Below are 23,840 nucleotides of genomic sequence, written 5' to 3'. Positions count from 1 at the left end.
TCGTCTCCGAGGGCGCGGCGCGAGCACGCCTCACGGGACATAGGACGTAGAGCCTGAGGATGCAACGATGGCTGCCGATCAGTCCAAATACAAACGGTTCGCGCTAGAGCTACAGCTTGGTTGTTCAGCCGGGTTCCGTCTACTGCATCAGCTTCTGCAGCCGCTTGCGGTGCACGTCCTCGGCGTCCGGCAGCGCTTCGTTGGGAACGCCGAAGATCTGGCCTGGCTCGATGAGATCTGGATCTGCAATCTGGTCCTGGTTGGCAAGATATATGGTGGTGTAGCGCACGCCCTGGCCGTAGACGCGGCGTGAAATCTGCCAAAGCGTGTCGCCCCTGCGAATGATCACCGAATCGCCCGCCTGCGTGAGCGGAGCTTGTTCAATCGTCTTGGGTCCGGCTGCGTCACCACCCTCGGCAATCTCTGTGACCATCGGTGTCGCTTGCGCAACGGCCGAGCCAACTGCGCGGGAGACCCTTTCGCCCACGCTATCCAGTTCCTGACGGACCGCGTCCGGCTCGGCGGGCAGCTTCTCCACGGCTGCAAGCGCCTCGGCGGCTTCTCTTGCTGTCTCGTCGACAATGGCCTGAGTCGGTGCGGTGGTCCCGGCTGGAAGCCGGTACTCCGCCATTGACTTCAAAGCTATGCCGGTTGCCGAACGCGCCGCCGCCAGTTCCTCTGCCGATGGTTCCTTGCCGCCCTCGTAGAGACCGCGAAGCAGAGCGAAAGCCCTGGCGGCTTCGTTGCGAAGCTTATCAAAGGCGCCTCCATCGATGGGGGAGACGGAGCCAGGGTCCCGGGAGCCGGCGACGGCTGCAACCTGCTCGCCTGCCGGACGGTTGAACGGAACATCCACACGCAGTGACGTTTTGCCGTTGCTGTCGAGCATCTCAACCGCAATGACGTGCTGGCCGACGGCGAGGTCGGTCTTGCCCTCGATGACGAAATGGCCATCCGGCCCCGCTTTGGCTCGGCCGACCGGTTGTTCCCCGGCAAAGCCGAGTAACGAGGCGCCCTTGGGGGCGGTGCCGGCAATGAAGATGCGTTCACCTTCGATCTCGACGGCAGCCACCTGCAGTTCCGCGGCAGCGGTCTGCGGGGAACGCGCCTCAGAAGGCGAGGGGCTGGTCGTGGTCGATATGGGAGGCGCAGAGGCGACCAGATCTGACGCTGCATCGGGCATCGACGGAAGCGCTGGATTTCCGCCGCTCACAGCAGGTTGACCCGTGTTCGCGCTTCCCGCGTCCGGCACGCTGATCAAGCGGCTGGCTTTTCCGGGTTTGGTCACCATGGCAAGCAGCTTGCCTTGCGAATTACTCGGTATCGAGACGGTGGCGGTCTCTTCCGAGAGGATCGTTCGACCGTCTTCTGTTGTCGCCTTCAGCACGAGTTGGTGGTCGCCCACTGGCAGAGGATCGTCTAGAGCGATGGCGAAATCACCAGAGGGACCGACCTTGATGCTGGCGATAGCTGCGTCCGCGGCGTTAACCTCCACGGTTGCGCCCGGCTCTGCGCGTCCGGCAATAACGGTCGAACCGTCCGGCTCAACCCTCAGGACGTCGAAGGCGGGCGTGATGGGAGCGGAGCCTTGAATCTGAGTGGCGTCTGTCGTTTCGGGCGACTCCGCTCCGTCCTCTGCCACAGGTCCTGGCGTCTCGGCCGGAGAGGTCGAATCCGTTACCGCTTCCTTCACCGTCTCGCCAGCCTTGTTGACGGCGTCGCTGATAGCCTCTCCCTCGGGCGATATCCGAGGCAGCACGAAGAAGACCATCAGCAAGGTCGCAGCAGCGAGGACAACGATTGCCAGCCAGCCGGCGCGGTTTCTCATCTTCAATTCTCTCCGGGCGGATGGTTCCGCCTGTCCCTTCGGATTACCTCTTTCCCTCTGGCTTCACAAGCATTTCGGTCTATCTGGTCTTGCTGTCTGCTATGTTTCCCGTCACTTTGATGTGGGGCAGCGATCATGTCCCGCCTTCGATTGAATTCTCTGGAGTTGATGAGTGCCAATTCAGTCCATCTGCGTTTATTGCGGATCCCAGCCGGGCCGCGATCCTGCCTATATCGCCGCGGGCCGTATGCTTGGGAAATCACTCGCCGCCCATGGCCTGCGCCTTGTCTATGGCGGTGGCACGAAGGGGATCATGGGCGCAGTTGCGGCAGGCGTGCTTGGCAATGGTGGCCAAGTCACGGGGATCATCCCCAACTTCCTCGTCGACATGGAGGCTACGCGCCACTCGCTCAGCCAACTCGATGAACTCATCGTAACCGAAGACATGCATGAACGAAAGCACGTCATGTTTGAAAGGTCCGACGCCTTCGTTACCCTGCCGGGCGGGATCGGCACGCTTGAAGAAATCGTCGAGATCATGACCTGGGGCCAGTTGGGACGCCACGAAAAACCAATGGTCTTCGCAAACGTCGCGGGTTTCTGGAACCCGATGCTCGATCTCATCGATCATATGCGCGACCAGGGTTTCATTCACCGCGCGCATCTTGTTCGACCGATGGTGATCGATGATATCGAACAAATCGTCCCGGCAATTCTCGATCGCAGTGAGAATGAGGCTGCTGCGCAAGGGGAAGAAGAAGTGATCTCCCGCCTTTGAGATCGGCTACTCAGCAGCTGACCGGCCGCGGCTCGCGCTAAGCAATGCCCAGGAGTAAATAGCGAGCGCCGTCCAGATCAGCGCAAAAGCAACGAGCTTCACCGCGCTGAGCGGCTCATTGAAGACGAAGACGGCGATCAGGAAGATCATCGTCGGCGCGATGTACTGCATGATCCCGATCGTCGAGAGCCTCAGTAGTTTTGCGCCGTTGGCATAAATCATCAGCGGGCCGGCCGTGATCAGGCCGCTGCCGATCAGAAGCAGTGTATCGGACATGCTGCCGTTGGAGAGATGGCCGCTCCCTGACGTTTCGGAGTAAAGAATGAAAATCAACGCGGGCGGGCTGAGAAGCAGCACTTCGAGAAAGAAGCCCTGGTTGGGCCCTACAGGCAGTGTCTTTCGAAAAAAGGCATAAAATCCCCAGCTCACCGTCAGCCCCAGGGAGACCCAAGGAAGCCCACCGGCATCGACGGTGAGAATCGCGACTGCCGCCACGACGAGGGCGATCGCTGCCAATTGCACCGGCTGCAGGCGCTCCTTCAGAAGCACCGCAGCCAGGAAAATGCTGAACAGCGGATTGATGAAGTAACCGAGTGCTGTGTCCAGGGCGCGATCGACCGAAATGGCCCAGACATAGATCCCCCAGTTCACGGTGATCAGAGCCGCAGTCAGCGCGGCCATCAACAGCGTGCGCGGCGAGCGAAAGGCAACCGTCAGGTCGCCTGTCCTTCGTAGGATCATCAGGACGATTCCAGCGACCGGAACGGACCAGATAACGCGATGCGCCAGGACCTCGATCGGCGACATGTGCGCCACCGCCTTCATATAGATCGGCAGGAAGCCCCACATGAAGTAGGCGGTGAGTGCAAAGGCAAAACCGCGTGCGGAATCCTCGTTTTTCGCCGGAAGAGGCGCATCGATATTCGCCATTTGAGGTGATTCCAACTGTTCTGGGAAGGTCCGCTCTACTCCAGCCCTCAGGAGCGCACCAATTCATTTGCGTGAAGCGTCAATCGCAGTCATGAATTTGAGCGCTGAGAATGGAAGCTGGAGCAACGCGATTGCCATGACCTTCGAAGAGCAGCCGATCCATCGTCAACTGTTTGCGAGCCAGGTGCTGGCGAAGGCGGGGGTAAGAGGCGATGGCGCCCTGCTTTCTGCCTTCGCCAAGGTCGAGCGGGAGCGTTTCTTCGGGCCTCCGCCGTGGTTCTACAGCGACTTTGCCAACTATCGCGAGCTGGCCTCTGGGGATCCCGTGGTGCTGTACCAAGACATGCTGGTCGCGCTGGACCGAACCCGGCATGTCAACAACGGTGTTCCGTCGCTTCATGCGTCTGCACTGAACGAGATCGGCGTCGGTGTCGGGGAGCAGGTGGTTCACGTCGGCGCGGGCACTGGCTACTTTACTGCAATTCTTGCCGAGCTCGTCGGTCCGGCCGGTCGTGTCACGGCGATAGAGTTCGATTCGACATTGGCAGAGCAGGCCCGGGCGAACCTCGCGAGCTATCCCCAGGTCGAGGTGATTCAGGGAGATGGAGCGCAGTTTCCGAAGACGGAAGTAAACGTCATCTATGTCAACTTCGCGCTTGATCACCCCGCGTCGGCATGGGTCGAGAACCTTGCTCCGCGAGGCAGGCTTCTGTTCCCGCTGGGGATACCGGCTATCGACGATCGGGGGACGCAGCTTCCGTTCACGCGGATCGGCGGCTTCCTGCTCATTGTCCGGGAAGACATCGGCTTCAGCGCCCAGTTCCTGCAGCCCGTCTCGTTTGTCTGGGCCGAAGGTCAGGAGCCGCCCCCGACGGGTCGTCATGAAGGTCTGGAAGCCGCCTTCCGTAGTCGTACTGCCAGCGCGGTCAGGCAACTCCGCTGGCACCAGCCGCCGGAACCAGGCGAGTGGTACTCGGAAGACGAATGGGGCCTCTCTAAGAAGGAGCTCTGATCACTCCGCCGCGACACGCCCCGCCATATGTCGGTTCTTCATCAGCTTGTAGATAATCGAATCGGTCAGCGCCTGGAACGAGGCGTCGATGATGTTCTCCGACACCCCGACCGTCCACCACCGCGTGCCGTCGCCATCGGTGGATTCGATCAGGACGCGGGTGATGGCAGCCGTGCCGCCGTTCAGGATGCGTACCTTGAAGTCTGCAAGGACCAGATCGGCGATCTCCGACTGATACTTGCCGAGATCCTTCCGCAGCGCCAGATCCAGCGCGTTCACCGGGCCGTCGCCTTCTGCGACCGACATCACGCGCTCGCCATCCACATCCAGCTTTACCACCGCTTCCGACACCGTCTTGATGCGACCATTGGAATCGAAGCGGCGCTCCACCATCACGCGGAAACTGTCGACGTTGAAGAAATCCGGAATGGTGCCAAGCGTGCGGTGTGCCAGCAGCTCGAAGCTTGCATCAGCACCCTCGTAGGCATAGCCCGTCGCCTCGCGCTCCTTGACGATGGAGATCAGCCGGTCGAGCTTCGGATCGTCCTTGGTGACCGGGATGCCGCGTCGTTTCAGGGCATTGATGAAGTTGGACTTTCCTCCCTGGTCCGACACCATGACCTTGCGAAAGTTCCCCACGCTTTCCGGTGGTACGTGCTCATAGGTCCTGGGATCCTTGAGCAGTGCGGATGCGTGTATACCGGCTTTCGTGGCGAACGCGGATGCCCCGACATACGGCGCCTGATGATTCGGTGATCGGTTCAGGAGTTCGTCGAAGGCGTGCGAAAGCGAGGTGAGGCCGCTCAGGCCCTCGCTGTCGATCCCGGTCTCAAAGCGGGTAGCGTAGACGTCCTTCAGCGACAGCGTCGCGATCAGTGTCACCAAATTCGCATTTCCGCAGCGCTCGCCGATCCCGTTCAGCGTGCCCTGGATTTGGCGGCAGCCAGCTTCGACGGCGGTGAGCGAGTTGGCGACCGCCTGTCCCGTATCGTCATGCGCGTGAATGCCAAGAGCGGCTCCAGGAATGCCGGCTGCGATCGCTGCGCCGACGATCTGCCGGATCTCCGCCGGCTGGGTGCCACCATTGGTGTCGCAAAGGACGATCCAACGCGCGCCGGCTTCATGAGCAGCCTTGGCACAGGCGAGGGCATATTCAGGATTAGCTTTGTAGCCATCGAAGAAGTGCTCGCAGTCGACCAGTGCTTCCTTGCCAGCGGCTCGTGCCGCCTGGACGCTTTCGCGGATGCTCTGCAGGTTCTCGTCATTCGTGCAGCCAAGTGCGACTTCGACATGATAATCCCAGCTTTTTGCGACAAAGCAAATGGAGTCGCTTTTCGCCTGCAACAGCGTCGCGAGTCCCGGATCGTTGGAGGCGGAGATACCGGCGCGCTTGGTCATGCCGAAGGCGACGAAGGATGCCTTTGCAGTTCGTTTTTCTGCAAAGAACGTAGTGTCCGTCGGGTTTGCGCCGGGATACCCGCCCTCCACATAGTCGATGCCGAAATTATCAAGCAGGGTCGAGATCGCGATCTTGTCTTCAACCGAGAAGTCGACGCCGGGCGTCTGCTGCCCGTCGCGAAGGGTCGTGTCGAAGAGGTAGATGCGTTCGCGCGTCATTGGTCCGCAGCCTTTCCCGCGAAGCGATCCGTTGAACGGATCAGCCGGTCGAGGATCCCAGGCTCCAGATAGGCGTGTCCCGCACCCTCGATGATGTGGAAGTCCGCCGTCGGCCAGGCCTTGTGCAGTTTCCAGGCATATTTGAGGGGGCAGGGCATGTCATAGCGGCCATGAATGATGACCCCCGGAATGTCCTTCAGCTTGTAGGCGTCTCGCAGCAACTGCCCTTCCTCAAGCCATCCCGAGTGGACGAAGTAGTGGTTTTCGATACGGGCGAAGGCAAGCGCATAGTCCGGGTCATGGAATTGGGTCGAATAGTCTGGATTCGGCAGAAGCGTGATCGTCTCGCCTTCCCAGGTGCTCCATGCAACCGCGCATTCACGCTTCTTCGCCTCGTCGTCACCGGTAAGGTACTTGCGATAGGCACCCATCAAGTCGCCGCGCTCTCCCTCTGGAATGGGAGCAATGAAACGCTCCCACTTGTCGGGGAACATCTCCGACACGCCGAACTGGTAGTACCAGAGAAGCTCCGCGCGCGTCAGCGTGTAGATCCCTCGCAGCACCAGTTCCGTGACCCGCTGCGGATGCGTCTGCGCATAGGCGAGCGCCAGGGTAGAGCCCCACGAGCCACCGAACACCTGCCACCGCTCGACCCCCATCATCTCGCGCAATTTTTCCATGTCAGACACGAGGTGCCACGTGGTGTTGGCCTCCAACGAGGCATAGGGCGTGGACTTGCCGCACCCACGCTGGTCAAACAGCAGGACGTCGTAGAGCGCGGGGTCGAACAACCGCCGATTGCCGGGGCCGAAGCCGCCCCCCGGGCCGCCATGAACGAAGACGGCGGGCTTGGCGCCCTTCGTGCCGACGCGCTCCCAATAGACCCGATGGCCGTCACCGACGTCGAGATGGCCGCTCTCATAGGGTTCGGTTTCTGCATAGAAGCCGCGAAGCTGGTCGGAAGAAGATGACATCAATGTCTCACTTTAGGGGATCTATCGGACGATTTCGCGTGAGCGAGGCGATGACGGCCACGAGGAACATCACCGGCACGCCGAATTCGAGCAGTTCTTCTGCAATCACCATCATTGCCTCGGTCTGACCGTCAACCGTGATGCCGAAGGGAGCCAGCTTGCGCCCGATTCCATCGATGGACTTGGAGACAACCGCGAAGCCGGCTCCGAAGGCTACGGCCCACGCCCACAGCTTCAACGCAAGCAGACCATTGATGAAGGGTCTTGCGTGCAGCTTGATGATACGGAACGCAACCGTCGCAACGGCAGCAAGCGCCACCAGCCCGAGGATGCGCTCCGTCACAGGTGCCACATCGGTAAGGTAAAGGTTGCTTTTCAGGATTCCGACACTCGTCAGCTTCTTGTCGAGGTCGAATTCACGGCCAGCCATCAGGAACATGATCGCTGGGAGTTCCCAGGAGCAACGCCAGGTTTCTCCAGGCCGCGTCCACAGCCATACAATCGCTGCATAGGTGTAGAGCAGGGGCGAGGCTATCTCGATCGACCCGACCTCGCTGGCGATCGTGCCGCGTACACCCTGCGTCGCGATACCGATCGCTACGAAGACTGCCGTGCCGGCGACAGCCCATGACAAAAAGCGCCAAGGACGATGCTCACCCCTCGTCGGGTCGTTGCCACGCTCAAGCATCGCGTCCTCCGGTCTCGGCGCGGCAACCACCGCAAGGGGAACTTGATCGGCGTATCTTCGCAAGGATCAAAGTGAGAAAATTCATCGAAAGTCCTGGGTGGTATGGCCGGGAAACAGGAAGTGGTTAGCTAACAAGGACATAAGTCAGGCTGCGGATGCAAGGAGTGCTCAGCCATTGCTTTGGCAATCCGCCCTTGAAGCGACCCGTTCGGGATGTGCGGACCGGGGTCTGCGCCATCGCGTCATGTCTCCCTCGGCCAGCGCTCGGTGTCATGGTCGGGATGCTGATAGGAGATGATGCCAGCGAGAAAGGGGGCCGCCTCGATGTCGTCTTGCGTGCTACGTTCGGGTAGGTCGCTCAGGTGGTCGACGAAGCCGATCTTGCCTTCCACGCCATACTGGATGGTCGGCGGCACGCTGCCAGGAACATCAAAGGCGCCGGCTGCAACCGCAATCCCGTCCGCCGCTTCGTAGGTGAGGGGAGTACCGCAGTCTCCACAAAATCCGCGCCGAACATGGTTGGAGGATTGGAAATGTTTTGGCGTTCCCCGCGTCCAGGTCAAGTCCGCGCCGCGGGTGGACACCAAAGGCGCATAGTAGGCGCCGAAGGCTTTCTGGCACATGCGACAGTGGCAGATGGAGCTGTCCAGAAGGTCGCCGAAGATGCGAAAGCGCACAGCGCCGCACTGGCAGCCGCCGGTATGGATCTGGCTCACCTCTTTACCTCCCATGTCGTGACCCGCTCGCCGGTGGCGGCGTCCTTGCCATCTTTGAGCTGGATGCCCTTGGCGGAAAGATCATCGCGGATTTTATCGGCTTCCGCAAAGTTCTTCGCCTTCAGCATCTCAAGTCGCATCTGCACGAGCGCGTCGACCGCCGACGCGACGGCCTCGTCGATCTCTGTCTTCTTCGGCACGACGCCAAGCAGAGCGGCGCTGGCGGCGAAGGCCCGGAGCCGCTCCGGATCCGCTTTGGCGGCCTGCGCCAATGCATGCAGTTCCTGCACCGCAGCGACCGTATTGAGGTCATCGCCGAGAGCGGCCAGCACGCCGGCATCCGGTTTCCCCTCGACCGTCTCCGGCACCGGCCATTTCGCAATCAGCCGCTCCGCCTCCTCAAGTCGTTTCACCGAGAAATCGATGGGCTCGCGGTAGTGCGTCATCAGCATCGCAAGCCGCAGGATTTCCCCCGGCCATTGCCGCCCTCCGAACTTGTCCGTGTGCAGCAGGTCGTGGATGGTCACGAAGTTACCTTCCGACTTCGACATCTTGCGGCCCTCGACCTGGACGAAACCGTTGTGCATCCAGACATTGGCCATAACGTCGGTGCCGTGGGCGCAGCGCGATTGGGCGATCTCGTTCTCGTGGTGCGGGAAGATGAGGTCGAGACCGCCGCCGTGGATATCGAAGACCTCGCCGAGATAGCGGCCGCTCATGGCGGAGCACTCGATGTGCCAGCCAGGTCGCCCCCGGCCCCAGGGGCTCTCCCAGCCGGGCTCGTTCTCCGAGGAGAGCTTCCAGAGCACGAAGTCGCCGGGGTTCTTCTTGTGCGCGTCGACGGCGATCCGGGCACCCGCCTGCTGCTCGTCGAGCGGGCGCTTCGAAAGCTGGCCGTAGTCGCTCATCGAGCGTGTATCGAACAGAACTTCGCCCCCGGCCACATAGGCATGCGCCTTGGTGACCAGCCGCTCGATGATATCGATCATCTGCGGAATGTTGTCAGTTGCACGCGGCTCGACATTCGGCTCGAGGCAGCCGAGTGCCTTCGCGTCTTCCTTGAACTGCCTCTCCGTCTTCTCCGTCACCAGCCGGATCGCTTCGTTCAGCGGCAAGCCCGGATGGTCCCGCAGCGCCCGTGCATTGATCTTGTCGTCGACGTCTGTGATGTTGCGGGCATAGGTGACATGCCCTTCGCCGTACGTGTGGCGCAGCAGGCGGTAGAGCACGTCGAACACGATCACGGGTCGCGCGTTGCCGATATGCGCATAGTCATAGACCGTCGGGCCGCAGACATACATGCGCACATTCTTCGGATCGATCGGCCGGAATTCGGCCTTCTCGCGGGTCAACGTATTGTACAGCTTGAGCATCACGCTCATCGAAATCTCCTGACAGCAAGCCACCGGCGGCACCGGGCCGTTTGTCTTCAGGCTTTTCGAGAGACGAAAACGGCCGGGCCAGCGCGGTGCGCTAGCGAATAATGATCCCGCAAATGGAAATCGCCGTGTTCATGCGGGTGTTATGGCGTGCGAAGCAGCCGCGGTCAAGGCCGCCAGAAGCGGTCGATGCCGGCTACAAGCCTCTCATTCCGGCATGCGGTAATCGACGAACTTGTTGTCGGGAACGACAAAGAGGCGCCCGGTGTCCGTCATTCCTGGTGACGCGAGGGGAAGGATGGCGGCAGCGACCTCGGCAGGGTGCGGCAGCGTCTGCGGATCCTCGCCGGGGACCGCCTGGGCCCGCATTGCCGTGCGGGTCGCGCCAGGGTCGATTGCGTTGATGCGCAAGGCAGTCCGCTGTTGTTCGGCCGCCCAGGTGCGGGCCAATGCCTCGACCGCAGCCTTGGAGGCGGAATAAGCGCTCCAGAACGGACGGCACTTGTGTGCGGCACCGGAAGAAAGGATCAGGGCCCGGCCCGCGTCCGATTTGAGGAGCAGCGGCTCCACCGAACGGATCAGCCGCCAAGTCGCGGTGACATTGGTTAGCATAACCTTCTCGAAAACCTTCGCCTCGATATGTCCGATCGGCGAGATGACGCCGAGGATACCGGCATTGGCAACGAGGATGTCGAGCTTTCCCCAGCGCTCGAAGATGGAGGCGCCGAGGCGGTCGATCGCGGCCATATCTGTCAGGTCAAAGGGTACTAGTGTCGCCGACCCACCTGTGGCTTTTATCGCGTCGTCGAGATCCTCAAGCCCTCCCACCGTGCGGGCGCAGGCGATCACATGTGCGCCCGCCTTGGCAAGCTCGAGTGCCGTGAAGTAGCCGATGCCGCGCGAAGCACCGGTCACCAGCGCAATCCTGTCCTTCAAGTCGATCGTCATTGTCTCTTTCCGTTGCGCCCGCCAGTGCGGCGGGCCACCCTGCTCCTGTTGTGCGGAGGATTGTCACAGGCAGGGAAGGGGCGCAAGTGGCGCATGGACGCAGCAGTCGCAAGCCGTGGGATGGTCGCTGCTCCCGCCATTAACGACGGCGGTTGCTGCGCTTGGTTCCGTCATAGAAGCCTGGCGGCTTTTTCGAAACCCAGGTCACAAACTTGCGCATCTCTTCGTGCTCAAGAAGTGCATCGACTGTGGCGTAGGATTTCTCCAGCTCCGCCTCGCTGAACAGCGCATGGATCTGTCTGTGGCAGATCCGATGTAGTGCCTGCGTCTCCCGGCCGCCACGGCTTTTCGGCACGAGATGGTGCTCGTCCCGCTGGTCTTCGGGAATGATCCGCCCGCACAGCGGGCAGATTTCGGGCTCCGGCTTCTGATACCAGGAGGTGATTTCTTCCCGACGCTTCCGTGCCATGCGCGCTGCTCGGCGCGGTGCCCGCTCAGCCGTTGCTGGCCAGCACCGAGATCTTGTTGCCCATGGATTCGCCGCTCTTGTCCAGGAGCCGCGTCGGGTAATCGCCTGTGAAGTAATGGTCCGTGAACTGCGGCCGCGCAGCGTTCCTCGCTTCGCCGCCGACAGCGCGATAAAGGCCGTCGATCGACAGGAACTGCAGCGAGTCGGCACCGATGTAGTCGCACATCGCCTGCAGGCTGTCATACTGGTTAGCGAGTAGCTTGTCGGCGTCTGGCGTATCGATGCCGTAGAAGTCGGGATAGTAGATCATCGGGCTGGCGACGCGGATGTGCACTTCCTTCGCGCCCGCATCACGGATCATCTGAACGATCTTCAGCGACGTCGTGCCGCGGACGATGGAGTCGTCGACCAGCACCACGCGCTTGCCCTCGATCATTGCCCGGTTGGCAGAGTGTTTCAGCTTCACACCGAAAGCACGGATCTGCTGCGTCGGCTCGATGAACGTGCGTCCAACATAGTGGTTGCGGATAATGCCGTATTCAAACGGAATGCCACTCTCCTGGGCAAACCCCAGGGCTGCCGGCGTCCCGCCGTCTGGAACCGGCACGACGACATCGGCCTCCACCGGTGCTTCTTTGGCGAGGTTCATCCCCATGTTCTTGCGCGCCACATAGACGCTACGCCCACCGACCACCGAATCGGGACGCGCAAAGTAGACATACTCGAACAGGCACAGCCGCTCCGGCTGCTGGTTGCCAGCCTTGCGGGCATCGATCTGGACCGAGCCGTCGGGCTGGATCTCGCAGATGATGACCTCGCCGTTCTCCACGTCGCGAATGTATTTCGCGCCGATGATCTCAAGCGCGCAGGTCTCCGAACAGAAAATCGGCTTGCCGTCGAGCTCGCCCATGACGAGCGGCCGGATGCCGGTAGGATCGCGGGCCGCAATCAGCTTGGTACGCGTCATCGCCAGCATTGAGTATCCGCCTTCCATCTGCCGGACGGCATCGATGAAACGGTCAGCCGTCGACGTGTAGCGTGAGCGGGCAATGAGGTGCAGGACGACTTCCGTGTCTGACGTGGACTGGCAGATCGCTCCCCCTGCGATCAACTGTCGGCGCAGCGTCAGGCCATTGGTGAAGTTGCCGTTATGGGCAACGGCAATGCCGCCTACTTCAAGCTCCGCAAACAAGGGCTGGACGTTGCGAAGCGCCACTTCGCCCGTCGTAGAGTAGCGCACGTGGCCGATGGAAATCGTTCCCGGCAGTTTCGCAAGCGTTGCCGGATCTGTGTAGTGGTCGCCGACGAGGCCCATCCGCCGTTCGGAATGAAACCGGGTGCCGTCGAAGGAGACGATGCCGGCTGCTTCCTGTCCGCGATGCTGGAGAGCGTGTAGACCAAGTGCCGTCAGCGCTGCGGCGTCAGGATGGCCTAGAATGCCGAAGACGCCGCATTCCTCGTGAAGCGTGTCACCATCGAGTTCGTCCGCAATCGTCTGGGAAACCGGCTGGTTCATCTACTGGCCCTTGCTTTCGGAAAAGGGACGAGCCGGCGGGAACAAAAGATCCCACGGCCAGCCCGTTCCCGTGAATTCTCGAATGATAGCACAAATGGTGATGTCTGGCCGCGCATCAACCGCAACAAAACGTCAATTATTTGTCGCGGGTGCATCTTCCGCCGGAGGCGTCTCTGCCGGTGGCTGGCTCTGTGCGGGCGCACCATTGGTGGTCGGCTCTTCCTGGCCGGTGATACGTGCACGGATCTGCGGCTCGATGTCTTCCGGAAGCACGGCTTCGAGGCGTCCGACCAGCGTGTCAAGGAAGGGCTTCGACTTCGACTGGCTGACCCATTCCGGTTGCGAGCGAACGTCGACCAGCCAGTTCCAGAAGGCCACAGCGACGACCAGAAGCAGGATGCCGCGCGCTGCGCCAAAGAGGAAGCCAAGCGTCCGGTCCAAAGCGCCGATGCGGCTGTCGATGATGAAGTCGGCGATCCGCGAGGTGATGAAGGAAATCACAATCAGCGCAATAATGAAGATGATGCCGGCCGAGGCGGCAATCGCGATCCGGTCGTCGGTGGTGTAGTTCTGCGCGTAGGGAACCAGCAGGGGATAGAGGTAGTAGGCGGCAGCGATCGAACCGATCCAGCTTGCAATCGACAGCACCTCCCGCGAAAATCCACGAACCATGGCAAGCACGGCGGAAAACAGCGTGACGCCGATGACGATGCCGTCAAAGATCGTGATGGGCATGTATGATCTACTCCAAGACTCGGCCGTAGCGACGACCCCCGCGTTCCGGCTGTCTCTTACAACAGCGCTGCGGGTAACGGAAGATCAATCATCTTCTTGTGGATTTGTAAGCCGCGACGCCGATCGGGCGATCCGGCTGACAAGGTCGGGCAGGTCCTCGATCTCCGTCCAGCGGCTCGTGGATGACTTCGGAAGTTCCGACGAACTGGCCGGGAGAACGGCACCCGCGAAGCCCAGTTTCTCCGCTTCCTTCAGGCGTTGCGCGGTCTGCGATACGGGACGCACCGCGCCGGACAGGCTGATCTCTCCGAAATAGACGCAGTCGGACGGCAGCGCCGTTCCCGCAAGCGATGAAACCAGCGCCGATGCAATGGCGATATCGGCTGCCGGCTCCGTGATCCGGTAGCCGCCTGCGATGTTGAGATAGACGTCATGCTGGCCAAGCCGTACGCCACAATGGGCCTCCAGGACGGCGAGAATCATCGCGAGGCGCGACGAATCCCATCCAACCACGGCGCGCCGAGGCGTTCCGAGCGAGGTCGGTGCCACAAGGGCTTGGACTTCGACAAGAACCGGTCGCGTTCCCTCCATCCCGGCGAAAACGGCGGCACCGGGGGACTTGGCATTTCGCTCTCCGAGAAAAAGCTCGGAAGGATTGGTGACTTCGCGAAGCCCGATGTCGGACATCTCGAACACGCCGATTTCGTCCGTGGGGCCAAAGCGATTCTTCACTGTCCGAAGGATGCGGTAGTGGTGCCCGCGATCCCCTTCAAAATAAAGCACCGCATCAACCATGTGCTCGACAACGCGGGGGCCGGCAATCTGCCCTTCCTTGGTGACATGGCCGACAAGCACCATGGCTGCGCCCGTCTGCTTGGCAAATCGGATCATCGCCTGCACGCCAGTCCTCACCTGCGTGACGGTACCCGGCGCCGAATCGGCCGTGTCGCTCCACAGCGTCTGGATGGAGTCGATGATGACGAGATCTGGTCGCTTGCCCTCGGCAAGCGTTGCCAAAATGTCTTCCACGTTCGTCTCGGCTGCGAGCAGCACGTCGGAGTCTGCAGCACCAAGCCGTTGCGCGCGCAGGCGAACCTGCGCCACCGCTTCTTCCCCCGACACATAGATGATGCGGTGGCCGCGGCGCGACAGTGCTGCTGCCGCCTGCATCAAAAGCGTTGATTTCCCGATGCCGGGATCCCCGCCAATGAGGACGGCAGAGCCGCGCACAAAGCCGCCGCCCGTGGCGCGATCAAGCTCGGAGATACCGGTATGAACCCGTGGCGCCTCTTCCGTTTCGCCCGACAGCGTAGTGAGTGCCACTGCCCGTCCCTTCTTCGGCACCTTTCCGGGACCACCGCCAATGCCACCCATCGGATCTTCTTCGACGATCGTGTTCCACTCGCCGCAACCGTCGCATTTCCCGGCCCAGCGGGAATGAACGGTGCCGCAGTTCTGGCAGATGAATTGGGTCTTGGGTTTTGCCATGGATGGGTGCCGCCTTCTACCGTCCGCACAGGAACGAAAGCGGAACGTTCTCCTGATTAGCGGCCACAACAACGCATGGCAAGGGCAGGAGCCTGCTAATCGGCGTAGAGGTAGCGCCGCTCGTAGCGAAGTCCCAGGCTGGTCAGCATTTCGTAGCCGATCGTGCCGGCCGCGCGAGCAATCTCGTCCAGCGCGACATTACTGCCGAAGAGCTCCACATAGTCACCCACGCGCACCGCGCCTTCGGGAAGATCGGTCACGTCGAAGATGGTGAGATCCATGGTGACGCGTCCCACCACCGGTACCCGATTCCCGGCAACGAAGCCGTGGGCGCCGGACGCAATCTGTTGACGGAGTGGTATCCCTGAGCCGGAAAGCGAGCGCAAATACCCGTCTGCGTACCCTACAGATGCCACGGCCAGCCGGCTCGGCCGCAAGAGCCGGTGGGTGCCACCATAACTTACGGTTTCGCCCTCACGACCCTCTCGGATCTGCAGGATGCGCGCTTCCGCCGTCGCCACGGGCCGCAGCGGCTTGGAGCCGTCGACGGCTTCGCCTCCATAGAGAGCAATGCCAGGCCGGGTCAGATCGAAGTGGTAGTCGTCCCCCAGGAAAATCCCGGCAGACGCCGACAGGCTGGCATCGATGCCTTCGAAGGCGGCACTAACCTGTCGAAATGCTTCCAGTTGTGTCCTGTTGCTGGCAGCCTCAGGGCTGTCGCCACTGTGAAGGTGCGAAAGCACGAGCACTGGCGAAAAGCTCGCGGGTCGAGAAACATCCCCCGCAAGGGCCAGCGCGTCCTCAAGCCGCAGCCCGAGCCGGTTGAAGCCCGTGTCCACTTGCAAGGCGCAAGGATAGTCGCCGTACTCGGCAACGACGCTCATCCAGAAGGCGAGTTGCTCTTCTGATGCGAGCACTGGAACCAGGTCGTTCTCGAAGAACAGCCGCTCCTGGCCGGGCCATATTCCCGAGAGCACGAAGATGCGTGCTGACGGCGCATAGGCGCGCAGCGTCACACCTTCCTGCGCGACCGCCACAAAGAAGTCCCGCGCCCCGGCTTCGTAGAGAGCCGTCCCGCAGTCCTCGATGCCGAGGCCGTAGGCATCCGCCTTGACCACCGCCGCCGTGCGCGCCTGGCCCGATCGCTGCGCCATATCTCGCCAGTTGTCGGCAAGCGCCTGCAGGTCGATCGTCAGCCGCACAGGCGCGATGTCGAAATCATCGGGAAGTTCACGCATATTTTCTGGATCGATCATGAATTCACAAATCTGGAGGCGAGGGAGCTTCTCGTGGCCGTGGCGGGAGCGCTAACGGCTACAGCCCGCATTGTCTACGACATAAGCTCCATCAATCCTGCCTCAGTGCTCTTCGTACTGCGTGAAGCTCGGGTCCGCTAGGTCGGCGAAGCGGGTGAACTCTGACTGGAAGGCGAGCTTGACGGTGCCGGTCGGTCCGTGACGCTGCTTGGCGATGATGACGTCAGCCGTACCCTTGACCTTCTCGAAGTGCTGTTCCCATTCCGGATACTTCGGATCGGAAATGTCGCGCGGCTCCATGTTCTTCACGTAGTATTCCTCACGGAACACGAAGAGCACGACGTCGGCATCCTGCTCGATCGAACCGGATTCGCGAAGGTCGGAAAGCTGCGGGCGCTTGTCTTCGCGGCTTTCCACCTGACGGGAGAGCTGCGACAGCGCAATGATCGGTACGTTGAGTTCCTTGCCGAGCGCCTTAAGGCCCGTCGTGATCTGGGTGATTTCCTGCACGCGGTTCTCGCCGGACTTTCCGGAGCCTGTCATCAGCTGAATATAGTCGACCACCAGGCAGTCGAGGCCGCGCTGGCGCTTTAGGCGGCGGGCGCGGGCGGAAAGCTGGGCGATCGAGATACCACCTGTCTGGTCGATGAAGAGCGGCACCTTCTGCATCATCTGGCTGCAGGCGACCAGCTTTTCGAAATCCGCTTCAGTGATGTCGCCGCGGCGGATTTTCGAGGAGGACACTTCCGTCTGCTCAGAGATGATACGGGTGGCGAGCTGTTCGGACGACATTTCGAGCGAATAGAAGCCGACGACGCCGCCGTTCCTGGCCTTGAACGATCCGTCGGACTGTACCTCGGGCTCGTAGGCTGCAGCAATATTATAGGCGATGTTGGTGGCAAGCGAGGTCTTACCCATGCCCGGACGTCCCGCCAGGACGATCAAGTCGGAGCGCTGCAGGCCACCCATCTTGGAATCGAGCGACATGATGCCCGTCGAGATGCCCGAAAGCTGGCCGTCGCGCTCGAAGGCAGCGCCCGCCATGTCGATTGCCAGCGCCACGGCGTCATTGAACGACTGGAAGCCGCCGTCGTAGCGGCCGGTTTCGGCGAGCTCGAAGAGACGGCGTTCCGTGTCCTCGATCTGCGTCTGCGGCGGCATGTCGAGCGGCGCATCATAGGCAATGTTGACCATGTCCTCGCCGATGGTGATCAGCGCGCGACGCAGTGCGAGATCATAGATTGCGCGGCCATAGTCCTCCGCGTTGATGATGGAGACGGCTTCCGCGGCAAGGCGGGCCAGATACTGCGCTACCGTCAGGTCGCCCACCTTTTCGTCCGCCGGCAGGAAGGTCTTCATGGTGACAGGGTTTGCCGTCTTGCCCATGCGGATGATGTCGCCAGCAACCTCGAAGATCCTGCGGTGCAGCGGTTCAAAAAGGTGCGGCGGCTTCAGGAAGTCCGAAACCCGGTAATAGGCGTCATTGTTGACGAGGATGGCGCCAAGCAGCGCCTGCTCCGCCTCGATATTGTTGGGAGCCTCACGGTAATGAGGCTCGGCGTCCTTATTGCTGAGCGCCGTCAGCTTGCGTGCTACGTCCTGCATGTCGTCCAGTCGATGTCTTTGGGGTTCGGCGCGATCTTAACCAAGATTGCGGCGGAGAAAGTGGCGAACATGGGGGAGGAGCCCCGCAATAGCCGATCTCCACAGCCGCAACCGCCCTGTGGATAAATAATGCGCCAAACCGAACAAGATGAATTGACCGTGGCAGATTGGTTCCGACCGCCACGGAAGGAGACGACATTACGCCGCCGTCTGATTCGCTACAAGGCGACTGCGCCGCTGCGATAGCCAGAGAACTGCCGCAGGAGAACCGGTGCAGCCAGCGCAAGTCCGATGAGCGAGGACGTTGACTCCGGAACCACCAGAAGAATTGCCGCCACGATCAGCAGGACATTCTCCCAAGCCTTTGTCCGCACCAGCATGAAACCCGAAAGTGCCGCCCCCAGAAACGTGATGCCGAGCGTACAGCCGACGAAAGCGATCGCGAAATTGGTCCAGGTGAAGTTGGACGTCACCAGCAATAGCGACGGCGAGAAGACAAAGACGAAGGGCACCAGCACCTTGCCGAGACCAAGCCGGAACGCGGTGTTGCCCGTCTTGAACGGATCGGCCCCCGCCATGCCTGCTGCCGCATAGGCGGCAAGCGCCACTGGCGGCGTGATGTCGGCAAGCACTCCGTAGTAGAACACGAAGAAGTGCGCGACGATAGGCTCAACGCCGAGCATCCCTAGCGTCGGCGCCGCAATTGTCGCCATGATGATGTAGTTCGCCGTGGTCGGAATGCCACAGCCCATCAGGATGCACACGATACCGGTCATAATCAGGGTAAAGAGCAACGTCAGCGTCGTCGGCCCGAACCAGGCGGCCGGCACGATCGTGCCGATGAAGGCGGCCATGTCCGCGGCCGTCGATGTGACGATGTAGGAGATCTTGAAGCCGACTCCTGTAAGCGTCACGACGCCGACGATGATGCCGACCGTAGCAGCCGCCGCGCCGACCGCGAGCGCATATTTGGCGCCGTCGCGAAGGCTCTCAAAGAGCTCCGTAAACGACATCCGGCGGCGGGGGTTCAGGAGGCCGACAAGCACGCAGAGCGTGATCCCCCAGAAGGCAGCGAGATAGGGCGTATAGCCTGAGAGCAGGATGCCCACGAGCACGACGAGCGGGATCACCGTGGGCCAGTCGCGCTTGAAGGCCTCACCGAGATCCGGCATCTCTTCCCGCGTCATGCCGCGCAGGCCCGTTCTTTTTGCCTCGAAATGAACTTGGATAAGCACGCCGAAGAAATGCATGAAGGCCGGCACGATGGCGGCCAGGATGATCGTGGTGTAGGGCAGGTTGAGAAACTCGATCATCAGGAACGCGGCAGCGCCCATGATCGGCGGCGTGATCTGGCCGCCGGTTGAGGAGGAAGCCTCGACAGCTGCGGCGAACTGGCGCTTGTAGCCCATGCGGATCATCGCAGGGATGGTGAGAGAACCGACAGTCACCGTATTGGCCACGGACGAACCCGAGATCATGCCAAAGAGCGCAGAGCCGAAGATGGAAACCTTTGCCGGTCCCCCGGCGAAGCGGCCTGCAACCCACGCTGCGCAGTCGAGAAAGAGTTGCCCCAGACCGATGCGGGTGGCGAAAACGCCAAACAGCACGAAATGGAAGACATAGGTCGCAACCACGCCGAGTGCGATGCCGTAGATGCCTTGGGATGTCAGGTAGAGGTGGTTCACAAGCTGCGAGAAGGTGGCTCCCGGATGAACCAGAATGCCCGGCATGGCCGGTCCGTAGAGGGAATAGGCCATGAACAGCAGGGCGATAATCGGCAGCGGCCAGCCGACGGAGCGTCGCGTCGCCTCCAGCAGCACCACGATCAGGATTCCCCCAAGCACCACGTCAGTCGTGGTCGGATTGCCGACCCGGAAGGCGAGGTCGTCGAGGGGGATGAAGGGTACATGCAGGACGGCGATCACGGCACCAATGGCAAGCGCCCAGTCGAACAACGAAATGCCGAGTGGCCGAACGACGCTTGAGCGTGCCGGCTCGTCATAGCCCCGCTTGGAGAAGGGAAACACGAGAAAGATCAGGCCAAGCACGAAAGACAGGTGAATGCCCCGATGGAAGACCTCGGAAAACAACCCGAAACCGGCGGTGTAATAGTGGAAGATCGACAGCGCGATCAGCGCGCCACCGACAAGGCGGGCGGCAAGCGGCGCCAGCGGGCGGAAACGAATTTCGGAATCGAACTGTTCTTCCAGTTCTCTCGCTTTCGCCTCGTCCAGTTCCATGCGCGCCGGCTTCTGCTCGCTCTCGGCCATGTTCGTCCTCTTGGGTGCTGTTTATACGGAAAGCGGCGGCCTGCTCATGGCGGACCGCCGCTGTTAGGCCAGTCGTGCGGCTCTGTTACTTCAGAACGCCTGCTTCCTTGTAGAAGCGTTCTGCGCCGGGATGCAACGGAATGCCAAGGCTCGTCGTCGCGTTTTCAAGCGTGATCATCTTACCTTTAGCATGGCCCGCGTCGAGAGCTTTCCGGCTGGCGTCGTTCCACATTACCTTGGTGATGTTGTAGACGAGGTCGTCGGGCTGCTTGGCGCTCGTCACCCACTGGGCGGCAACCGAGATCGTCTCGGTTTCGCCGACGCCGGCGTAGGTGTCGGCAGGAACGGTGTCCTTGGAGAAGAAGCTGTATTCCTCCAGCAACTTGTCCACCTCAGGACCGCTGATCGGTACCAGCGAGATGCCAGCGGATGTCGCCAGCTCGGATACCGCACCTGTCGGATATCCGCCAACGAAGAAGTAGGCGTCGAGGCCGCCGTCGCGCAGCAGGTCGCCAGCGGGGCCTGGCTTGAGGTGCTCGGCCTGGATGTCGTCTTCGGTGAGACCGTAGGCGCCGAGAACGATGCGGGCGTCGACGATCGTGCCGGAGCCGGGTTCGTCGATCGACACGCGCTTGCCCTTCAGGTCGGCGATCGAGTTGATGCCGGCATCCTTGCGTGCAACGACGTGGATCGTTTCCGGATAAAGCGTCGCGATCAGGCGCAGGTCCTCGACCTTGCCCTTTCCTTCGTAGAGGCCAGTGCCGGTATGCGCCCAATAGGCAACGTCCGACTGCGTGAAGCCCGACTCCATCGAGCCGCCCTGAATGGCGTTGATGTTGGCGACCGAGCCGTTCGAGGAGACGGCGGTGGCAACCAGACCTTCGACGCCTTGGCCTTCGGCGCCGGAGATGGCGTTGGCGATAAGGCCTCCGATCGGATAGTAAGTGCCCGCGGTTCCGCCTGTGCCGATGCGGAAGAAGGACGGGGACTGCGCAAAGGCGACGCTGGCCCCCACGGCCAACACGCCCACCAGGGCCACAAAGCTCTTCTTGATCTTCATTTCGGGGTCTCCCTTTCTCCTGTTTTTCCCAGCATGGAGAGGCGCCCTTATGCTGTCAACCTTTCGGTTTTGGACAGTCTGCGCTCCCGGGGGCATACCAGCTGGTATGGTAAAGACCGGAAGCGTGAAGGCATTTTCGAAACAAAACGAAAGGGATTCGAAAGCGATCGTCAGAAAGTCCATTGTCAAGCAGCGGAGTTCTGAGTTAGCTAATTGAGGCTTGGAAGATCAAGCGCACCCATTCCTGTGGGTAGCGAACGAGCCTGAGGCGCGGAGCAAGCCGCGTCAGTGGTACAGGGAGGAATACATGTCCACGAAGATGATTGCTGCTTCCGCAGCAGCTGCTAGCCTGTCGCTTTTCTGGGCCTCCAGCGCCCTGGCCGTCACTGAGCTTCAGTGGTGGCACGCCATGACGGGCGCAAACAACGAAGTTGTTGATACGCTCGCAAAGGAATTCAACGAGAAGCAGGGCGACTACAAGATCGTCCCGGTCTTCAAAGGTACCTATCCCGAAACGCTGAATGCTGGCATCGCTGCGTTCCGCGCCAAGCAGACGCCGGCCATCATCCAAGTCTTCGATGTTGGTACGGGCGTCATGATGGCTGCCGAGGGCGCTGTCATGCCGGTTGCAGAAGTCCTGGAGAAGGGCGGATATGAGTTCGACAAGTCGAAGTACCTGTCGGGCATCACGGCCTATTACTCGAAGCCGGATGGCACCATGCTGTCCTTCCCCTACAACTCCTCTTCGCCGATCCTCTATTACAACAAGGACATCTTCGAGAAGGCAGGCCTCGACGTCGACAATCCGCCCAAGACCTGGCCGGAAGTCTGGGAAGCCGCACGCAAGATCAAGACTAGTGGTGCTGCCGAATGCGGCTACACGTCAACCTGGCTGACCTGGATTCAGACCGAGAACTTCGCTGCCTGGAACAACGTGTCCTACGCGACCAACGAGAACGGTCTTGCCGACACGAATGTCGAGCTGAAGTTCAACGAGCCGCTGTTCGTGGAGCATTTCCAGTCGATCGCTGATCTCGCCAAGGAAGGCGTGTTCCGCTATGGCGGGCGTACGTCGGAAGCCAAGCAGCTCTTCCTTTCGGGCGAATGCGGGATCCTCACAGAATCCTCCGGCGGCCTCGGCGATATCGTCAAGAGCGGCATGAACTACGGTATTGGTCAGCTGCCTTACTATGAAGGCGAAGGCCGTCCGCAAAACACCATCCCCGGCGGTGCAAGCTTGTGGGTCTTCGGCGGCAAGTCGGACGAGGAATACAAGGGGATCGCGGAGTTCTTCAACTTCCTGTCCCAGCCGGAAATTCAGGCGCGCCTGCACCAGGTTTCGGGCTATCTGCCGGTGACGATGGAGGCCTACAACACGACCAAGGAGTCCGGCTTCTACGAAGAGAATCCGGGCCGCGAGACGCCGATCCAGCAGATGATGGGCAAAGAACCGACTGAAAACTCCAAGGGCGTGCGTCTCGTGAACCTGCCGCAGGTTCGCGACATCATGAACGAGGAGTTTGAAGCTATGCTTGCAGGCGAGCAGGATGCACAGGCTGCCCTCGACAAGGCCGTCGAGCGTGGGAACGCTGCCATTCAGCAGGCGCTCGGCAACTAAAACGGCCGTTTCAGCCGCCCGGACATTCCGTCCGGGCGGCTTTTCATTCTCTGAAGGGTTCCCGCTTTGCAGAACGTGGTCTTCCCCAACAAGATACTCCCGTATCTACTGGTTGCCCCGCAGATCATCCTGACGGTGATCTTCTTTTTCTGGCCCGCCAGCCAGGCGCTCTATCAGTCGGCCATGCGGGAAGACCCTTTCGGCCTCAGAAGCACCTTTGTTGGTTTCGCGAACTTCACGGCCATCTTCAACGACCCGAACTACCTGCACTCGCTGCAGGTCACGGTGGTCTTCAGCGTGGCCACGGCGGTGCTCGCCATGGGCACGGCGCTACTCTTGGCGACCGCTGCCGATCTTGTGGTGCGTGGACGCGGATTCTACCGCACCTTCATGATCATTCCTTATGCGGTTGCACCGGCCGTCGCCGGTATGCTCTGGCTCTTCATGTTCAATCCGGCCATGGGCACCTTCGCCTATCTCCTGCGCCGCAATGGGGTGATGTGGGATCCGTTGCTTGACGGCAACCAGGCCATGCTGCTGGTCGTCGTTGCGGCCGCCTGGAAGCAGATCAGCTATAACTTCCTCTTCTTTGTCGCCGGCCTCCAGGCCATTCCCAAGTCGCTGCTGGAAGCCGCCTCCATCGATGGCGCGCGCGGCAGTCGGCGGTTCTGGACGATCATCTTTCCACTTCTGGCGCCGACCACCTTCTTTCTCCTGGTCGTCAACACGGTCTATGCATTCTTCGATACCTTCGGCATCATCCATGCCGTCACCGGTGGCGGCCCGGCAAAAGCAACCGAGACGCTGGTCTACAAGGTTTACAACGACGGGTTCGTGAACCTGAACCTCGGCTCATCCGCGGCACAATCTGTCGTGCTGATGGTGATCGTGATCGGCTTGACCGCCTTCCAGTTCCGCTTCGTCGAAAAGAAAGTGCATTATGGTTGAGGCTC

At 61.1% G+C, this 23,840-nt stretch carries 20 protein-coding genes; 4 read left to right on the top strand and 16 right to left on the bottom strand.

Annotated features, from left to right (window positions below; genetic code table 11):
• Positions 1-139 precede the first annotated feature (139 nt).
• Positions 140-1,828, bottom strand: a complete 1,689-nt coding sequence (locus tag LXM96_RS17455; RefSeq protein WP_239999843.1) for an Ig-like domain-containing protein — start codon at positions 1,826-1,828, stop codon at positions 140-142.
• 172 nt (positions 1,829-2,000) lie between these two features.
• On the opposite strand from LXM96_RS17455, the gene LXM96_RS17450 reads away from it, so the two are divergent.
• The gene (locus LXM96_RS17450; RefSeq protein WP_239999842.1) at positions 2,001-2,606 is read left to right on the top strand and encodes an LOG family protein; all 606 of its coding nucleotides are present in this window, start codon (positions 2,001-2,003) and stop codon (positions 2,604-2,606) included.
• Between the two features lie 6 nt (positions 2,607-2,612).
• Here LXM96_RS17450 and rarD read toward each other — a convergent pair whose 3' ends face one another.
• Positions 2,613-3,536 (bottom strand): EamA family transporter RarD, encoded by a 924-nt coding sequence (rarD, locus tag LXM96_RS17445; RefSeq protein ID WP_239999841.1) that lies wholly within the window; start codon positions 3,534-3,536, stop codon positions 2,613-2,615.
• 136 nt (positions 3,537-3,672) lie between these two features.
• On the opposite strand from rarD, the gene LXM96_RS17440 reads away from it, so the two are divergent.
• Entirely contained in the window at positions 3,673-4,548 is an 876-nt protein-coding gene (locus LXM96_RS17440) for a protein-L-isoaspartate O-methyltransferase family protein (RefSeq protein WP_239999840.1), read from the top strand.
• On the opposite strand, the gene cimA is transcribed toward LXM96_RS17440, so the two are convergent.
• The 14 genes from cimA to LXM96_RS17370 all read right to left on the bottom strand — a co-directional run bounded on the left by cimA (position 4,549) and on the right by LXM96_RS17370 (position 21,269).
• On the bottom strand, positions 4,549-6,165 hold the full coding sequence (gene cimA, locus LXM96_RS17435; RefSeq protein ID WP_239999839.1) for a citramalate synthase: 1,617 nt from the start codon (positions 6,163-6,165) through the stop codon (positions 4,549-4,551).
• A complete protein-coding gene (pip, locus tag LXM96_RS17430) occupies positions 6,162-7,139 on the bottom strand; it encodes a prolyl aminopeptidase (RefSeq protein ID WP_239999838.1) in 978 nt (325 codons plus the stop codon). Before pip ends, cimA begins: the two co-directional genes overlap by 4 nt.
• A 7-nt stretch (positions 7,140-7,146) precedes the next feature.
• Positions 7,147-7,827 carry a hypothetical protein gene (locus LXM96_RS17425; protein ID WP_239999837.1) on the bottom strand — a complete coding sequence of 227 codons (681 nt, stop codon included), beginning with the start codon at positions 7,825-7,827 and terminating at the stop codon, positions 7,147-7,149.
• Between the two features lie 242 nt (positions 7,828-8,069).
• A complete protein-coding gene (locus LXM96_RS17420; RefSeq protein ID WP_239999836.1) occupies positions 8,070-8,558 on the bottom strand; it encodes a GFA family protein in 489 nt (162 codons plus the stop codon).
• Complete coding sequence (cysS, locus tag LXM96_RS17415; RefSeq protein WP_239999835.1) at positions 8,540-9,925, bottom strand: cysteine--tRNA ligase; 1,386 nt, start codon at positions 9,923-9,925, stop codon at positions 8,540-8,542. The genes LXM96_RS17420 and cysS overlap by 19 nt, the downstream gene beginning before the upstream one ends.
• 204 nt (positions 9,926-10,129) lie before the next feature.
• Complete coding sequence (locus tag LXM96_RS17410) at positions 10,130-10,870, bottom strand: SDR family NAD(P)-dependent oxidoreductase (RefSeq protein ID WP_239999834.1); 741 nt, start codon at positions 10,868-10,870, stop codon at positions 10,130-10,132.
• A 139-nt stretch (positions 10,871-11,009) separates the two neighbouring features.
• Positions 11,010-11,339 carry an HNH endonuclease gene (locus tag LXM96_RS17405; protein WP_239999833.1) on the bottom strand — a complete coding sequence of 110 codons (330 nt, stop codon included), beginning with the start codon at positions 11,337-11,339 and terminating at the stop codon, positions 11,010-11,012.
• Between the two features lie 25 nt (positions 11,340-11,364).
• Positions 11,365-12,855 (bottom strand): amidophosphoribosyltransferase, encoded by a 1,491-nt coding sequence (purF, locus tag LXM96_RS17400; protein ID WP_239999832.1) that lies wholly within the window; start codon positions 12,853-12,855, stop codon positions 11,365-11,367.
• Positions 12,856-12,987: 132 nt separating this feature from the next.
• Positions 12,988-13,590, bottom strand: coding sequence for a CvpA family protein (locus LXM96_RS17395; protein WP_239999831.1), 603 nt, complete (start codon positions 13,588-13,590; stop codon positions 12,988-12,990).
• An 84-nt stretch (positions 13,591-13,674) separates the two neighbouring features.
• Positions 13,675-15,078: a DNA repair protein RadA gene (gene radA / locus LXM96_RS17390; protein WP_239999830.1), complete on the bottom strand. Its 1,404-nt coding sequence runs from the start codon at positions 15,076-15,078 to the stop codon at positions 13,675-13,677.
• A gap of 95 nt (positions 15,079-15,173) precedes the next feature.
• A complete protein-coding gene (alr, locus tag LXM96_RS17385; protein ID WP_239999829.1) occupies positions 15,174-16,334 on the bottom strand; it encodes an alanine racemase in 1,161 nt (386 codons plus the stop codon).
• Between the two features lie 102 nt (positions 16,335-16,436).
• A complete protein-coding gene (locus tag LXM96_RS17380) occupies positions 16,437-17,939 on the bottom strand; it encodes a replicative DNA helicase (RefSeq protein ID WP_239999828.1) in 1,503 nt (500 codons plus the stop codon).
• Between the two features lie 218 nt (positions 17,940-18,157).
• Positions 18,158-20,209 carry a TRAP transporter permease gene (locus tag LXM96_RS17375; protein ID WP_239999827.1) on the bottom strand — a complete coding sequence of 684 codons (2,052 nt, stop codon included), beginning with the start codon at positions 20,207-20,209 and terminating at the stop codon, positions 18,158-18,160.
• 85 nt (positions 20,210-20,294) lie between these two features.
• Positions 20,295-21,269, bottom strand: coding sequence for a TAXI family TRAP transporter solute-binding subunit (locus LXM96_RS17370; protein ID WP_239999826.1), 975 nt, complete (start codon positions 21,267-21,269; stop codon positions 20,295-20,297).
• A 307-nt stretch (positions 21,270-21,576) separates the two neighbouring features.
• Here LXM96_RS17370 and ugpB point away from each other — a divergent pair, with 307 nt between their 5' ends.
• Entirely contained in the window at positions 21,577-22,887 is a 1,311-nt protein-coding gene (gene ugpB / locus LXM96_RS17365; RefSeq protein ID WP_239999825.1) for a sn-glycerol-3-phosphate ABC transporter substrate-binding protein UgpB, read from the top strand.
• Between the two features lie 66 nt (positions 22,888-22,953).
• Positions 22,954-23,835 (top strand): sn-glycerol-3-phosphate ABC transporter permease UgpA, encoded by an 882-nt coding sequence (gene ugpA, locus LXM96_RS17360; protein ID WP_239999824.1) that lies wholly within the window; start codon positions 22,954-22,956, stop codon positions 23,833-23,835.
• Positions 23,836-23,840: the final 5 nt, after the last annotated feature.

The sequence above is a fragment of the Rhizobium halophilum genome, assembly GCF_021648825.1.
Classification (GTDB): Bacteria; Pseudomonadota; Alphaproteobacteria; order Rhizobiales; family Rhizobiaceae; genus Neorhizobium; species Neorhizobium halophilum.
The sequence above is the reverse complement of the archived record's forward strand: the minus strand, read 5'-3'. Positions and strand labels throughout refer to the sequence as shown.

Excerpts from the sequence above, each read along its gene's own strand:
- LXM96_RS17455 (WP_239999843.1), bottom strand. The coding sequence starts at position 1,828 with ATGAGAAACCGCGCCGGCTGGCTGGCAATCGTTGTCCTCGCTGCTGCG.
- rarD (WP_239999841.1), bottom strand. The coding sequence starts at position 3,536 with ATGGCGAATATCGATGCGCCTCTTCCGGCGAAAAACGAGGATTCCGCA.
- LXM96_RS17440 (WP_239999840.1), top strand. The coding sequence starts at position 3,673 with ATGACCTTCGAAGAGCAGCCGATCCATCGTCAACTGTTTGCGAGCCAG.
- cimA (WP_239999839.1), bottom strand. The coding sequence starts at position 6,165 with ATGACGCGCGAACGCATCTACCTCTTCGACACGACCCTTCGCGACGGG.
- pip (WP_239999838.1), bottom strand. The coding sequence starts at position 7,139 with ATGTCATCTTCTTCCGACCAGCTTCGCGGCTTCTATGCAGAAACCGAA.
- LXM96_RS17425 (WP_239999837.1), bottom strand. The coding sequence starts at position 7,827 with ATGCTTGAGCGTGGCAACGACCCGACGAGGGGTGAGCATCGTCCTTGG.
- LXM96_RS17420 (WP_239999836.1), bottom strand. The coding sequence starts at position 8,558 with ATGGGAGGTAAAGAGGTGAGCCAGATCCATACCGGCGGCTGCCAGTGC.
- cysS (WP_239999835.1), bottom strand. The coding sequence starts at position 9,925 with ATGAGCGTGATGCTCAAGCTGTACAATACGTTGACCCGCGAGAAGGCC.
- LXM96_RS17410 (WP_239999834.1), bottom strand. The coding sequence starts at position 10,870 with ATGACGATCGACTTGAAGGACAGGATTGCGCTGGTGACCGGTGCTTCG.
- LXM96_RS17405 (WP_239999833.1), bottom strand. The coding sequence starts at position 11,339 with ATGGCACGGAAGCGTCGGGAAGAAATCACCTCCTGGTATCAGAAGCCG.
- purF (WP_239999832.1), bottom strand. The coding sequence starts at position 12,855 with ATGAACCAGCCGGTTTCCCAGACGATTGCGGACGAACTCGATGGTGAC.
- LXM96_RS17395 (WP_239999831.1), bottom strand. The coding sequence starts at position 13,590 with ATGCCCATCACGATCTTTGACGGCATCGTCATCGGCGTCACGCTGTTT.
- radA (WP_239999830.1), bottom strand. The coding sequence starts at position 15,078 with ATGGCAAAACCCAAGACCCAATTCATCTGCCAGAACTGCGGCACCGTT.
- alr (WP_239999829.1), bottom strand. The coding sequence starts at position 16,334 with ATGATCGATCCAGAAAATATGCGTGAACTTCCCGATGATTTCGACATC.
- LXM96_RS17380 (WP_239999828.1), bottom strand. The coding sequence starts at position 17,939 with ATGCAGGACGTAGCACGCAAGCTGACGGCGCTCAGCAATAAGGACGCC.
- LXM96_RS17375 (WP_239999827.1), bottom strand. The coding sequence starts at position 20,209 with ATGGCCGAGAGCGAGCAGAAGCCGGCGCGCATGGAACTGGACGAGGCG.
- LXM96_RS17370 (WP_239999826.1), bottom strand. The coding sequence starts at position 21,269 with ATGAAGATCAAGAAGAGCTTTGTGGCCCTGGTGGGCGTGTTGGCCGTG.
- ugpB (WP_239999825.1), top strand. The coding sequence starts at position 21,577 with ATGTCCACGAAGATGATTGCTGCTTCCGCAGCAGCTGCTAGCCTGTCG.